The organism is Psychrobacter sp. 5A.1 (assembly GCF_030407455.1).
Taxonomy (GTDB): Bacteria; Pseudomonadota; Gammaproteobacteria; order Pseudomonadales; family Moraxellaceae; genus Psychrobacter.
Window position 1 is genome coordinate 1 of record NZ_JASDDJ010000035.1, and the last position, 14988, is coordinate 14988.

The 14988-nt window shown below is 45.1% G+C and carries 11 protein-coding genes; 7 read left to right on the forward strand and 4 right to left on the reverse strand.

Going from position 1 to position 14988, the window contains the following annotated elements:
- The first annotated feature begins 126 nt into the window (after positions 1 to 126).
- A complete protein-coding gene (locus QL982_RS09005; RefSeq protein WP_290163751.1) occupies positions 127 to 1041 on the forward strand; it encodes a histone deacetylase in 915 nt (304 codons plus the stop codon).
- Between the two features lie 33 nt (positions 1042 to 1074).
- Here the strand turns inward: QL982_RS09005 and QL982_RS09010 are convergent, their stop codons facing one another.
- On the reverse strand, positions 1075 to 1857 hold the full coding sequence (locus QL982_RS09010) for a sulfite exporter TauE/SafE family protein (RefSeq protein WP_101206033.1): 783 nt from the start codon (positions 1855 to 1857) through the stop codon (positions 1075 to 1077).
- A 68-nt stretch (positions 1858 to 1925) separates the two neighbouring features.
- The gene (coaBC, locus tag QL982_RS09015) at positions 1926 to 3311 is read right to left on the reverse strand and encodes a bifunctional phosphopantothenoylcysteine decarboxylase/phosphopantothenate--cysteine ligase CoaBC (protein ID WP_290163748.1); all 1386 of its coding nucleotides are present in this window, start codon (positions 3309 to 3311) and stop codon (positions 1926 to 1928) included.
- 128 nt (positions 3312 to 3439) lie between these two features.
- Here coaBC and radC point away from each other — a divergent pair, with 128 nt between their 5' ends.
- The 3 genes from radC (at position 3440) to QL982_RS09030 (ending at position 9200) form a co-directional block, all read left to right on the forward strand.
- The gene (radC, locus tag QL982_RS09020) at positions 3440 to 4123 is read left to right on the forward strand and encodes a DNA repair protein RadC (protein ID WP_290163746.1); all 684 of its coding nucleotides are present in this window, start codon (positions 3440 to 3442) and stop codon (positions 4121 to 4123) included.
- 307 nt (positions 4124 to 4430) lie between these two features.
- Positions 4431 to 7331 (forward strand): acyl-CoA dehydrogenase, encoded by a 2901-nt coding sequence (locus tag QL982_RS09025; RefSeq protein WP_290163745.1) that lies wholly within the window; start codon positions 4431 to 4433, stop codon positions 7329 to 7331.
- 492 nt (positions 7332 to 7823) lie between these two features.
- The gene (locus QL982_RS09030) at positions 7824 to 9200 is read left to right on the forward strand and encodes a dicarboxylate/amino acid:cation symporter (protein ID WP_290163743.1); all 1377 of its coding nucleotides are present in this window, start codon (positions 7824 to 7826) and stop codon (positions 9198 to 9200) included.
- Between the two features lie 117 nt (positions 9201 to 9317).
- Here QL982_RS09030 and QL982_RS09035 read toward each other — a convergent pair whose 3' ends face one another.
- Positions 9318 to 10073 carry a TSUP family transporter gene (locus QL982_RS09035; protein ID WP_290163741.1) on the reverse strand — a complete coding sequence of 252 codons (756 nt, stop codon included), beginning with the start codon at positions 10071 to 10073 and terminating at the stop codon, positions 9318 to 9320.
- Between the two features lie 407 nt (positions 10074 to 10480).
- Between QL982_RS09035 and nhaA the strand changes: the two genes are divergently transcribed.
- The 3 genes from nhaA to QL982_RS09050 all read left to right on the forward strand — a co-directional run bounded on the left by nhaA (position 10481) and on the right by QL982_RS09050 (position 14029).
- Positions 10481 to 11683, forward strand: a complete 1203-nt coding sequence (gene nhaA, locus QL982_RS09040) for a Na+/H+ antiporter NhaA (RefSeq protein ID WP_290163739.1) — start codon at positions 10481 to 10483, stop codon at positions 11681 to 11683.
- 307 nt (positions 11684 to 11990) lie between these two features.
- Positions 11991 to 12599, forward strand: a complete 609-nt coding sequence (locus tag QL982_RS09045; RefSeq protein WP_290163736.1) for a DUF2799 domain-containing protein — start codon at positions 11991 to 11993, stop codon at positions 12597 to 12599.
- A gap of 92 nt (positions 12600 to 12691) precedes the next feature.
- Positions 12692 to 14029 (forward strand): oxygenase MpaB family protein, encoded by a 1338-nt coding sequence (locus tag QL982_RS09050; RefSeq protein ID WP_290190275.1) that lies wholly within the window; start codon positions 12692 to 12694, stop codon positions 14027 to 14029.
- 10 nt (positions 14030 to 14039) lie between these two features.
- Here QL982_RS09050 and QL982_RS09055 read toward each other — a convergent pair whose 3' ends face one another.
- Positions 14040 to 14774: a CoA pyrophosphatase gene (locus tag QL982_RS09055; RefSeq protein WP_290163732.1), complete on the reverse strand. Its 735-nt coding sequence runs from the start codon at positions 14772 to 14774 to the stop codon at positions 14040 to 14042.
- Positions 14775 to 14988: the final 214 nt, after the last annotated feature.

Here is a 14988-nt window from a genome sequence, read left to right on the forward strand (position 1 = left end):
GACGATGTTTGGCAAAATTTAGCTGTTTTTAGCCCATTTAGAGGACACTCGTTTGAATTGAGGACACGCCCTAATACTTGCTTCTTTTTCTATCCAAAAAACCATCAATACTAAGCTAGAAATCTTATGCTAAAAATTGCCTACTCTGACGTCTTTCGCTATTCCGTGCCAGAAAAGCACCGCTTCCCCATGCAAAAGTACATTATGATTCCTGAGCGTTTGCTCGCAGAAGGAACGATCAGCCAAGATAACTTCTTTGCCCCTGCTCGCTTGAGCGAAGATGAGATTTTGACCACGCATACCGCAGAGTACTGGTATCAGCTTAAAACCCAAACACTGCCGCGCAAGGCTGCACGTGCTATCGGATTTGAGATGACCCCGCAGTTGGTTGAGCGCGGTCGTTATATTGCTCATGCAACGTATGAGTGCGCGCTATATGCTCAGCAATATGGCGTGGCCATGAACGTCGCAGGCGGTACTCATCATTCCTTTGCTGGTCATGGAGAAGGGTTTTGCGTATTTAATGATGTCTGTATCGCTAGCAATTTATTGTTAAGTCGTGGACAGGCAAAGAAAATTTTAGTTATAGATTTAGATGTTCATCAAGGTAATGGCAACGCCAGTATCATGGCAGATGAGCCACGCGTTTTTGTCTTTAGCATGCACGGTGCAAAGAACTATCCGTTTCGTAAGCAAGTATCAGACTTAGATATTGAGCTAGACAACGATACCGGTGATGCTGAGTATTTACAGATATTAGAAGATACACTGCCACGTTTAATCGCTGAAGTTGCGCCAGATATGATTTTTTATCAGTCTGCTGTCGACGTGCTCGCTACCGATAAGCTCGGCAAACTTGGTTTGACACAAGCAGGGTGCAAGGCGCGTGATGAATATGTCCTGCAGCAAGCAAAAGCCGCCAATATCCCTGTCGCTATCGTGATGGGTGGCGGCTACTCAGAAGATATCGAAGATGTGGTTGAAGCGCATTGTAATACCTTTCGTTTGGCACAGCAGATATTTTTTGAAGAATTTGTCTAATAAAATATCGCTGAAAAGGCTTATATACTTTAGCTATAACAATGCGGTAATACCTTGCCAGCCAACGCGTATTCCAAGCACGATTAAAATCAATAAAATAAGCTGACGAAAACGCGCTTGCGGTAAATAACGACGCAAACGGATTCCAACCAAAAGAGTCACTATAGATAGCACACTCAAAAAAGTAATCAGTTGCCACTCACCACTGCTCAGTGCCATGATAGGCTCACGCAACACGATAATTTGAGCAATCTTTCCTAAAAAATAGCACATGTTACCGACTTTGGCGATAGTGTTCTTATCGTCACTAGCAGACAATAAATACATCATCAGTATGGTCGACATCGCATTGGTCGAGCCGCCGATGACGCCTGCACCAAAGCCAACGGCAATCAACATAGGCTTGGTGTTTGGTAGACGGATTTGTTTGCCAAGTAAACTACTCACAACGTAGAAAGCAATGACCGCGGCCAACAATAAAAGAATATAAGCGCTATCGACCCATAGCAATAGCTTCGCACCTAAAATGCTACCCAATAGGCTAGTAAGCGCAAGCAACCAATAGCGTCTGCCGTAGTAGATAAAGTTTTGCCAAATGGTGCGTTCACCGCCTACTAGCCAGGTCATCACATTAACGACTAGCGAGGGGAAAATTACCAACACAATGGCGTGTTGCAATGGGTACATACTAGCAAGCGCAGTGGTCGTCACTAGCGTTGCCCCAAGTCCGCTAATACCATGTAGCAGTGAGGCAAGCGCAAAAATAATCGTCAGCACTAGCATCTGAGTGCTATCGTTACCAGCTATATTCATCATATCGGTCACACCATTTTAGGCTCAACGTCTATATCCACATGCTATCTACACGCTTTGAGCCTGTAGCTCTAACTATCTTTACGTTGACCAATTGCTTGACCAATAATGCTAGCCAGTTGCTCAGCAATTTTATCTTTACTGGTCTTCTCAAGCGTTACCGCGTCACGCTCGTAGCGTTCAGAGAAAAACACCTGCATCGCATTGTCATCACTGGCAAAACCGATATCTGCGCGTGAGACATCATTACAGGCAATCATATCCAAATCTTTTGCGACCAATTTACCACGGGCATAGCGCTCGACATCTTGCGTCTCTGCTGCAAAGCCAACAACAAACAATGCTGGATGCGCAAGAGAAATCGTCGCTAGAATATCAGGGTTTTTCACCAGACTAAGCGTCATGGCATCTTGCGTTTTTTTAATTTTTTGCGGTGCGGCTTCTTCCGTACGATAATCTGCCACGGCTGCGGTCGCGATAAATATATCTGCTGTTATGACTTGGTTTTCATCATGAGAATGTAGCGAGTCATGATTGTGGTGATGGTCGTGGTCGCTCACGCTCACGCTTTCATCATCGCAACCACAGTCGCCATGATGATGCTCATGAGAATGGTCATGCTCATCTTCAAGGACCCATTGCAGCTCGCTATGCGTGCCATCCACACATTGCTGCGCCGCTATCAGCATATCTTCAGCAGACAGTACATCGATTCGTGTGACATTGAGCGGCGTGGGCAATGCCACTTTACCACCAGCGATCAGGATAACGTCTGCACCAGCCGCTACACAGGCGCGCGCCAAAGCAAAGCCCATTTTTCCTGAAGAATGATTCGACAAATAACGTACAGGGTCGATCGCTTCTACGGTTGGACCTGCGGTAATGACCACTCTTTTGCCTGCCAGCAATTGCGGCGTCGTATTCATCGCTATAAACAGTAAAACCTCATCCAACAATTGCTCAGGCTCAGGCAATCGCCCTGCCCCTACATCACCGCATGCTTGCTCACCGCTAGCTGGCTGGATAATCTGATAATTCATATCGCGCAAGGTTTGCACGTTTAGGTTGACGGCTGGATGCGCCCACATCTGCTGATTCATGGCTGGAGCGATAATGACAGGCGCTGTGGTGGCAAGGCATACTGTGGCCAATAGATCATCAGCCATACCCATGGCCAGACGCGCGAGTGTATTGGCCGAAGCCGGTGCAATAACGATCAAGTCGGCCCATTTAGCCAGCTCGATATGCCCCATGCCTGCCTCTGCTTGCTCATCGAGCAATGAGACATGTACTTCGTTACCTGTCAACGCTTGTAGGGTCAGCGGTGTGATAAAAGCTTGTGCACCTGTCGTCATAATGACGCGCACATTAAAGCCTGCTTTAATCAATAAGCGGGCAAATATAGCAGATTTATAAGCGGCGATACCGCCAGTAATAGCAAGCACAATATTGGACATAAGCGTGGCATCAATAAAAAAGTGGAAAGATAAAATTGCGCTTATAGTAACAATTATGAGATAAGTTGGGTAAGAATTTCTATATTTACCAAATATATCTGGCAGCAATCCATTTTCAAGGAGTGACAATGGCGATTAAAGACTGGCATGAGGATGATAGGCCACGAGAAAAATTATTGAAGTTTGGCGCAGCCCATTTGTCTGATGCTGAAATACTGGCCATATTTTTGCGGACAGGCACCAAGTCTCAATCAGCGATTGAGCTGGCGCGGCATTTGATTGATCAGTTTGGTAGTCTGGCAGAGCTATTGGCCGCACCACAAGAAATCGTCCTTGCCTGTCACGGTATCGGCCCTGCAAAATATTCGCAAATATTGGCTTCGCTCGAGATGGGTACGCGCTATTTGGACAGCCAACTCAAAACTGGCCAAGCACTCGGACGCTCACAAGCGGTCAAAGACTATATCAGTACACAGTTGCGCGGTGAGCATCGTGAAGTTTTTGCCGTTCTTTGTCTGGACAATGCACTCAACCTGTTAAACTTTGAGATACTATTTACGGGCGGCATCTCATCGTGCTCCGTCTGCATGAAGCACGTACTACGCCATGCGTTGAGTCATGCAGCTAGCCAGTTAATCATCGCGCACAACCATCCTCATACAGACTCCAAGCCATCGACAGCAGATAACTTACTCACCTATGAGCTAAAAAAGGCCTGTGACTTATTAGACATCTCTCTGATTGATCATATCATCGTTGGACGCAACGATACTTTGTCTTATGCCGAAAGCGGCTTAGCGCCTTTTAACTAGCTTTTGATACTAGCTGCCTGGCTGTATTCTCAACCCAAACCACTTGGCAAGCCTGTCAGTAAGAATACTTGATACATATCGTCGACACAGCGTAGCATTTTGGCTATTGATAGTTATCAACAGCTGTTTCATATTAGTAGCCAACTTTGTCATTTATTTGATAGGCTGTCATCGCTCGCATTTAAAGCGCGTAAAACTGACCATTTAGAAATTAGGGCGTGTTTGATAAAACGAAAAATAATTATAGTCAGCTTTTTCACTCACATACTTTCCACAGTATTTATTCCGCATTTTATAGGAGACAGTCATGGCAATTGGCTTGTTTATTTTGGCAGTCATTATTCAATTAGCCATGGTCTTGGCCATCTTTTTGTTGTCTTTATCACGGGTCACTGGCAGTATCACCGCTGTGGTCACGGTGATCGTCACTGCTTTTATCAGTCCGTGGTCTCTTATATTGGGCGTACCGATAGCATTGCTGTGCTTAGTCTTACTCATAGCACCAATGCGGCAGGCACTGATTACCAAACCTGTTTATAAAGCGCTAGGCGGTGCAATGCCGAGTATGAGTGATACGGAGCGTGAAGCCCTCGATGCTGGTACGAGCTGGTGGGAAAAAGAGCTGTTCATGGGTGCACCGAATTGGGAAACCTTTGCCAATTATCCTTACCCACAACTGTCAGAAGAAGAGCAAAGCTTCATTGATAACGAAGTAGAAATGTTATGTGCCATGCTCGATGAATGGCACATTCAACACCGAGACAAAGATCTGTCACCCGAAGCATGGCAATTTATCAAAAGTAATGGTTTCTTAGGTTTAATCATTCCAAAAGAATTTGGTGGCTTAGCCTTTAGCTCTTATGCGCAAAGCCGTGTGATGAGCAAGATTGCTTCGCGCTCGCCGACTGCCGCTGTGACCTGTATGGTGCCCAACTCGCTCGGCCCTGGTGAGCTGTTGATGCACTATGGTACGGACGAACAAAAACAACGCTGGTTGCCAGGTCTTGCGAAAGGTGATGAAGTGCCTTGCTTTGGTTTGACTGGGCCTGAAGCGGGTTCTGATGCAGGCGCGATTCCTGATACAGGTGTGGTTTGCTACGGTATGCATGAAGGCGAGCAGGTACTGGGCCTACGCATGAATTTCTCAAAGCGCTGGATTACGTTGGCCCCTATCGCCACTGTGGTTGGTTTGGCATTTAAAATGCATGATCCAGAAGGTCTACTAGGCAATCCTGAAAAAACCGATTATGGCATCACTTGTGCCCTCGTTCCAGCCAGCCATGAGGGTGTCGAGACAGGCCCACGTCACAACCCAATCGGCTCACCATTTATGAATGGTACGGTCGATGGTAAAGACGTCTTTATCCCATTGGACTACATCATTGGTGGCGTCGAGAATGCTGGTCGTGGCTGGCGTATGCTGATGGAATGCTTGGGTGTTGGGCGCGGTATCTCTCTACCCGCCTTGTCGACCTCCGCCAGTGAGATGACGTATCTGTCTGTCGGTGCCTTTGCAAAAGTTCGCGAACAGTTCAAGATATCCGTAGGTAAATTTGAAGGTGTACAGGATGCTACTAGCCGTATGGCGAGTAACACTTATATGTTAGAAGCGTTCCGACATTTGGTCACTTGTGGATTGAATCAAGGTGGTACGCCATCAGTGATGACCGCCATGGCAAAATACTACGCGACTGAAACCATGCGTAGTGTGATCAATGATGGTATGGATGTAGTTGGTGGACGTGCTGTACAGATGGGTCCACGTAACTTCTTAGCGACACCTTATCAAGCAATTCCTGTCTCTATCACTGTCGAAGGCGCCAATATTTTGACGCGCTCACTCATGATCTTTGGTCAAGGTGCAATGCGCTGCCATCCTTACCTATTCGATGAGCTTCAATTGCTACAAAGCGAAGATAAGACAGCTGCGACGGAACAATTTGACACCCTTTTCTTCAAACATTTAGGCTATACCTTTAACCGCGGAGCAAAAGCATTTGTCGCTGGATATATTGGTGGTAGTAATAAAGCCCCAAGCTTCGCAGATGCCTTTACTCGTCCCTACTACAAACACATCAACCGTTTAAGTGCGAGCTTTTCCTTAACGGCCGATATGGCATTGGGATTGCTGGCAGGGGATCTAAAACGTAAAGAGATGCTGTCTGGTCGCTTGGCTGATATTCATAGTCACTTATTTATTACGACCGCTATTTTGCAGTTTTATGAACATGGCAGCAAGTCAGAATCTGAACGTTTGCATGCCGAAGTTGCGCTACAAAACAGCTTATATACGATTCAAGAAGCCTTTGTTTCTTTTTTTGCCAACTTCCCCCATCGGATGGCAGCCAATGTGGTCAGCTTTGTGACTTTCCCAAGTGGTCGTATCTTTACGCCAGCAAGCGACGAACTCAAACGCAAATTGGGTGATACTTTCATGGATGATTTTGCCGCCAACCCATTCCGTGATTACCTCAAAACCATGGTCTACTATAATACCGATGCAGACGACGTAACCGGCCGTATGGAGCATGCTTATCAGACCTTGACCAGCATCGAACCGTTATGGCAGACGTTTAAGAAGGCTGAGCACCAAGACAGCTTTGAAGGACTTACCTTTGAAGATCATGTCGTGCATGCCAGCCAAAATGGCGGTATCACTGAAGAAGAGGCTGAAGTACTCATCCAATATAATGCCATACGCTTTGACTCGTTATTGACCGATGTGTTTGACAAACATCTGTCGCACACCCAAGAGCGTGCCAATCCACATACGCTTGAAAATGCCGTTCACCAATTGACCGACTATGCTCAGCTAAAAAGACAAGCTAAAAATAGAAATGGGATCGCTGTTGATACCGATGACCTTGGCACGGATCCATTAGACGATGCTGCGCCCACCAATGACCAAACTGGCGATGCCAATCCCAATCATGGATATGAAAGCGATGGTGATGTCGAAATGGTGGCGGAGCAAGACACTGCCAAAGAAGTAAATTTGCAGACAGACTTTAAGGAATCCGAACCTAAAGTAGAGGCACTCGATCATCGACATCGTGATGCTGAGTCACATTTAAATGAGCGGATGGGTAACAACCACCATCACCCTATCGCAGCACCTGACGAAGTCGATACTGACACAGATGAGCGGCAAATCGAACCGTTGGCGCAGCAATCAGATTTGTCGCCAGAAAAAAGTGATAAAAATTAGTCCCCCTATTTTTCGTCATTATGAAACATCATAAATATGACGATTCATAATGACGCAAGACCCGAATCTTTATACGCCAGACACTTCCTAGGGGGCAGTCTGGCTTTTTTAGGCCTATCAAAAAACCAATATCAATCAAACATATAGCCTTAATATCAATGGTTTAATCTCGAAGATTTAGCATCGCCACTTACCCTAAAAACACTTTCATAAATATTTTGTTTCATATGGGAAACAAACCGTTTAGAATAAATATGAGCTGTTTTATGGGCACATAATTATCATATCGATTATACATTCGGAACAAAATGATAAAAAAAATCTTGCAGTGCCCTTAGTTATTCTTTTATATTGTCCACGAAAATGTGACATCGAGCGATAATTACAGGAATTTAATAGTCATAACAAGCTTTATGGTAAGGCTGACGAGCACAATTATATTGGCTGACGATCCCTTACTATAAAGCTGTTATGCACACAAGGATATAAATTATGTGGAAAAATATGGGACTGACAGGCAAGATCATTGTTGCCATGGTGCTCGGTATTATGCTGGGTCTATTTCTAAACTCCTCAGGATTAAACGGCGAAGGTAGCTTTGTTAATACTTACATTACCAATGGTTTCCTCGCCATTATCGGTAAGCTATTTGTTAACTCGCTAAAAATGTTGGTCGTACCTTTGGTGCTTATCTCACTGATTTGCGGTGTGTGCGGTATCGGTGATATTCGCCTACTTGGACGTATTGGTACCAAAACGTTCGTTATTTATATGATAACCACCGCACTCGCTATTGCGACGGCGATTGGTCTTGGTTCGCTATTCGGTATCGGTAAAGGCATGAATATCGAAACTGAAGCCGCTTTTGAAGCCTCTTCAGCGCCACCATTACTTGATGTTTTTTCTAACATCGTTCCCTCTAACCCCATCAGTGCGATGGCAAACGGTGATATGTTATCGATTATCTTCTTTGCTATCTTGATCGGTGTCAGTATCTTGATGGTGGGTAAACCTGCCAAGGGCTTAGTACAGAGCCTAGAACTGATCAACGAAGTCATCTTAAAGATGGTAACGATCATCATGAACCTTGCACCATATGGTGTATTTGCGCTATTGACCAAAGCAATGGCTGAGCTGGGTTTAGACTTGATTTGGTCACTGCTTGGTTATGTCGCCGTGTTGGTTGGTTCATTGGCCTTCCATTTCTTTATCACGATGATGATTGTACTTAAGGTTTCTTCAGGCTTATCTGTCAAAACCTTTTTGGCAAAAATGCGCGAAGTACAGATTTTTGCGTTTAGTACCTCAAGCTCGAACGCGACGATTCCTATTACCTTGCGTACTGTTACCAAGCGTATGGGTGTGAATAACTCAGTTGCATCGTTCACCGTTCCTTTTGGTGCCACCATCAACATGGATGGTACGGCCATCATGCAGGGTACAGCGACCATCTTCATTGCCAATATTTATGGTATTGATCTGGGTGTGACCGAATACCTAACCGTTATCTTGATGTCAGTACTTGCCTCTGTTGGTACGGCTGGTGTGCCTGGTGTTGGTCTGATCATGCTGTCTATGGTATTTGCTCAAGTTGGTCTACCAATCGAAGGTATTGGTCTGGTCTTGGGTGTTGACCGTATTCTTGATATGTTACGTACCGCTGTCAACGTGGGCGGTGATGCTGCAGTCACCGCTATTGTGGCAAAATCAGAAGGCAAAATGGATCTGGCTATTTACAACGATCCTAACGCTGGTGCAAAAGACGTATTTGATGGTCATATCGATGAAGACAATGAGCGTGAATTCTCTGAAGTCTTTAGTGATGGCATCATGGGTAGTGAGTATGATGATGTCGATCGTCGCCGCTAACCACGCTTGCTAGATAGAAGTAAATAAAATAAAAAACCTCAGTCAAATTGGCTGAGGTTTTTTTATGATTAATAATCAGTAAATAATAATGATCGATACGGTTCTATCAACAACTAATTAGCCAAACACATATTTGGTCAACATCGCTAGACAGACCAGTACAATTACTGGACGAATCAATTTGCTACCGCCTTTAACCACCATATGCGAGCCAAAATAAGCACCGATGGTTTGTCCAACCATCATCGCTAGCCCTACCTTCCACAGTACGTTACCACCCAAAATAAAGAATATCAACGAGCCAATATTGGTCGATAAATTCAATACTTTTGCCGCGCCTGTCGCTTCGATAATTTGACGGCCACGCAAAGCCACATTGCCAAGCGCAAAAAACATACCAGTACCTGGACCGATATAGCCATCATAAAAACCAATCAAAGGTGCCACGATTTTTTGCCATCTGTTCTCTGAGATGCGCGGTGCCGCTTCTACTTCACCCAATTTAGGAGCAAACAAGGTATAAATACCGATAGCCGCGATCAAAAACGGAATCATTTTTTCGAGCAAATCAGGTGGTGACATCTGTACAGCGATGGTTCCAATGACTGAACCAATAAAAGCGGTGATAATAGCCACTTTGATACGTTGCGGTTTAACGACCCCTTTTCGGATCATAGTAATAGACGCCGCTAGCGCACCTGAAGCCGCTTGGAGTTTGTTGGTTCCGAGCGTTAATACTGGTGGGATATTGGCCAGTAGCATGGCTGGTATGGTCAACAAGCCACCACCGCCCGCGATAGCATCAATAAACCCTGCCAATGCGGCCACCGCAGTAAGCATTAAAATAATCTCTAAGGAGAAGGTTAAGTCCATAGCACTGACCTGCAAAATGTTGGGATAAGAGAAAAATACGTCGCACAGCGCTGCTCATTATAAAGATAAAAACGCAAAAAAAGCCAAAAACGCAAAAAAGTCTGCTAAATTTATCTAGGGTGTGTGATAGTCGGTTCAATATAAATCGTCGCATACCAAACACGCCCTATATTAAAAATATATAACGACTTACAACTACTTTGCTCGTCAAATCCTCTTTATAATATGGCTATGATGAATATAAAAAAGTGAGCGGTTGGCGTTGGCTCAACGTATTTTGTTGTCTATATGGATAAGAGTGTGAGAAACTGTTTCTGTCTATTTGCTACATCAATATAAAAGTTGGCATAGACATTTATAGATATTTGAAGTTATTTAGTAAATTGTATTTAGCGAATGAGGATGATATGGCAATACGAAGGATTAAGGCATTTTTTGAATTTGAGGCAGCAGGCGGCATCGTCTTAGCATTGGCTGCCATTGCTGCAATGATCATTGCCAACTCCCCTCTTCATGTTTGGTATGAAGGTTTTATCCATGCACCAGTTGCCATTCAAATTGGTGAGTTTGCGATTGCCAAAGACGCTCACCACTGGATAAACGATGGTCTGATGGCTGTTTTCTTTTTCTTAGTTGGACTTGAGCTCAAACGTGAAGTGCTGATCGGAGAGCTGTCTAACGTCAAGCAGATCATACTGCCAGCGGGTGCAGCATTGGGCGGCATGATTATGCCAGCGATTGTCTATTTGCTCTTTAACTACAGTGAGCCTGAATTTTGGAAAGGCTGGGCGATCCCTGCCGCAACGGATATTGCCTTTGCACTTGGTATTTTGAGTCTGCTAGGCAACCGTGTGCCCAATTCATTGAAGGTCTTTTTGGTCTCCATTGCTATCTTTGATGATATTGGCGCTATTTTGATTATCGCGTTATTTTATACCAGTGATCTGTCATTAGAGTCGTTAGCGGTGGCAGGGCTGTGCTTGCCGTTCTTGTATCTACTCAATCGTCGCAACGTTACCAGTATCACGCCCTATCTGCTCATTGGTATCATTATGTGGATAGCCGTTCTCAAGTCTGGTATTCATGCAACATTGGCAGGTGTCGTACTGGCACTATTTATTCCTATGTTTGACCGTACTGATCCTGAGCATTCTCCACTTGAAGAGCTAGAGCACGATCTACATAACACGGTTGCCTTTGGTATTTTGCCGATATTCGCTTTTGCCAACTCGGGTATATCGCTCGAAGGCGCTGGCGTTGCTGAGCTATTTCACTCAGTACCGCTTGGTATCGCTGCTGGTTTGTTTATCGGTAAGCAGTTGGGCGTCATGATTATGTGCTGGTTAATCTTTAAACTTGGCATCTCGACCATGCCAAAAGGTATGGATTACAAGCAAATATATGGCGCAGCGCTATTGTGCGGGGTTGGTTTTACCATGAGCTTGTTCATTGGCGGATTGGCTTTCGCTGGTGACACGACCCTGTTTGATGAGCGTTTGGGTATTATTATGGGTTCTATCGTCTCTGGTATCGCCGGTTATATCATGCTAAAAGTAAGCTTGAAAGACAATACTAGCAGCACATCGGTCGATTTGACTCGTCCACATTAATGAGATACAGAGCAACTTATATAATGGTACTGCTTAATCGCAACACCACTTATAAGTTGCTCTCTCTTATTTATATGTACGTTATCGAGATATCTACAGTTAGTGAACTAGGATGTGCCATCAATTAGCACATTGATACCTTTAGTGGTCTTAAAATGGCTAAAATTTGTCAAACATCGTCAGAAATCTTGTCAATATGTTCATATTTACGGCGAGTCTTTCCTTGTTTGGCTGCAATTTTTCTCATATTAAGCCCCACAATCTAAATGATGACACGCCCTAGTAATCATAGCCATCGGAGATAATAATGCACCGATCTATACACCACGTTGTACGACCATTGATAGTAGGGTTATCTATCTTTGGTAGTAGCTATCTATTGGCAGGCTGTGCAACGCTTTCAAAGCAAGAGTGCCGCATCGGTGATTGGCAGGCCATAGGCTACAATGATGGCGTGGCAGGCTACCATTCAGATCGCTTAGTATCCCACACAAAAGCCTGTGCCAAAGCCAGCATCGCGCCTGATTATCAGGCATGGGAGCGCGGTCGCAAGCTTGGCTTGCAACAATATTGTACCGTCAACAACGCTTATAATATCGGCAGACGTGGCCGTCCGTTAAACACCGTTTGCCCCATCGCTATGGCTCATACATTGCAAACAGCCAATCAAAAAGGCTTAGATTATTACGCTTTAGACAGTCAGTTAGACAAAGAAACACGGCTCTTAGATACTTATCAAGCAGAATTCGATAAGCTGGAAAATGGTGCAATGCTAGACTTTGCTAATGAAAAAGAAGCACGCGCAAGACTGTTATCATTGTCTGATGACATTCGTAGTACCAAACGTCGTATCCAAGCGACGCGGCAGCAATTGGATGCATTGAACCAATCAAATAGGTTTTATGAGTCATTGTGATAAATAGCTGTCATGATGCGAGTGTTATGTTCTAGGGCGTGGCCTCAATCTAAAAATGGCATTTGATAACTATGGATAAGAACATCATCAATATGGCAAGTACTCCAACTGACAGACCTGACTTTCAATCATCGAATGCTCAATCATCGACGTCTTATCAGCGTCATGGACGTACTACTGCTACCAATGACCATAGCGAGTTGCAGGTTTTAAGACGAATCAAACGTTATTTATTACCAAAAGACTTTGCTATCTCACCTGCCTTACTAGATGAAATCGTGGCAGGTTATGATATTGGCGACCCACTCGCCGACGCCTTAGCTGCTGAACATATACGTTTTTCGAAGCCTTTACAGCATACTATTCTCAGTGATAGCCCAAACAGTGACCTTGCGACTAACCCATCATTTAGCGCACTCACTGAGCAATTTCGCAGCCATCCTGGTTGGTTCGATCCCAAGCTTGCCCAGATAGGCGCGGTTGCTTATCGGCGCTATCCATTGATGCTCATTTGGCTACTGCGTAATGTTGCATTGATGGCAGGCTATAGTATTCCTGCCCTCTCGCTACCTCTCATTCAGACGGGCGCACTGATGCATGATGCACTACCGCGTCTGATGCGTACTTATGCCTATATCTTGGCCGTGTCCGAACACCCCTCATCGGATATGAGTACACGCAATCACAATAAACCTATCGATCAAGTACTGGCCATTGGCTCTGAGGGCTGGCGACAGTCTATCAAGGTACGCCAAATTCACACCCTAGTGCGGCAAAACCTACTCAAAGGTAAAGGCAATGCGGCCACAAGCGTAATACCACATGTCGACCAGCACCGTAATCCTGACGGTAGTTGGAATACCGACTATTGGGGTGTGCCCATCAACCAGACCGATATGATTGCCACCCATTTGCAGTTCTCTTTACTGATCATGCGCGGCCTACGATTGCTAGGCGCACGTATTAGCACCGAGGAAGCGGAAGGGATTTTGCATCTCTGGAATCTTGCCAGTTATTGGATGGGTGTTGACTTAGATCGCTTGCCAAAAGATGAGGCCGCGAGTTGGGAATGGCTCTATACGTATCTATCCATTCAGCAACTAGGCTTTAAGATGGGTCAGCCCTTGGCAAAAGCATTGCATGATCTACCGCGCCAGCTGATGGGCGAAGATAACCGTCGTGGACGTTTCGTTGAACTGGTCAACGCCAGTGTTACCCGCACCTTGGTCGGTGACGATATTGGCGATGGTCTGGACTTACCAAAATCAAAGATACGTTTTGGCGTGTTGTCTTCAGTGCCGATTCTGTTTGCGCTAGACACTGCACGCCAGCACAATACGACCGTTGCTCATAAGCTAGAAGCATTCCGTGCCAAGCGCCAAGACAATATGAACTGGTGGCTTAAAAAAAATGATGATTATTATAAGTAGATGACATCTATCAGCGCTTGTTTTCTACGCGGTAATACCACTCTAACTGCCGATCAAACCCTGTCTCTAGCAGGTTGGCAATCACACGTCCTGTGAGTCCCCAAACTGTCTCACCATCGACCTGCCAGCTCGGTGTTAGAATGGTCGCAGTTTGCTCTTGCATCTTATACTCAATTTCATACTCTACCGTTGGCTGAGTGACTAGCAACTCCAAATCTGCCCAAAAGATACGTGATATCTCTCCAGCTTCAGGTACGAGTAGCAGATCAGGCGCGATGAGTGCCACGATTGGACGTACGCTCATGCCACTTTTGGAGGTTTGAATAGGCAGCTGACCGAGTAGCTGGACTTTATTGGGTGGTAGTGCTGTTTCCTCACAGGCTTCACGCAATGCGGTAACGACATTATTGCCATCCCCTATCTCGTACTTACCACCAGCACAGGAGACTTCGCCTGCATGACTGTTCATGTGAGCGGCACGGCGTGTTAGTAGCAATTTGGGTCTGCGCTCATGAGTAATAGCGACCAATATTGAGGCATCGGCAATCGGTGTCTGGTATAAGCTGTCTAAAACACGGGCGCTATAAGAGGTGTTATGAGCCTCGTACATGGCTGGACTTGTCAGCGCATTTAAGGTCTCATGTTGTACTCGTTCGGCTAATTTACGAAGCGTCGGATGACGAATAAAAGTAGGTACAGCAACTGACAGATTATCGAAGCGCACAGCCTCGGGAGGGAGTAACATTATAATTGCCCTATGTTTTTATCGTTATTAAAAGCATTTTCAGCATGCATATTGAGTACTGCCGAACTCTCATTAGACTAGCGCAATCTACTGGTGGCTGCATGCTATTTATGTGACTGATTCATTGTTTAATAGTACCCAATCAGGGCATTTATATCAGACCTTAGTCGGTTCAATATAATTTGGATACTTTAGATACTTTAGATACTTTAGA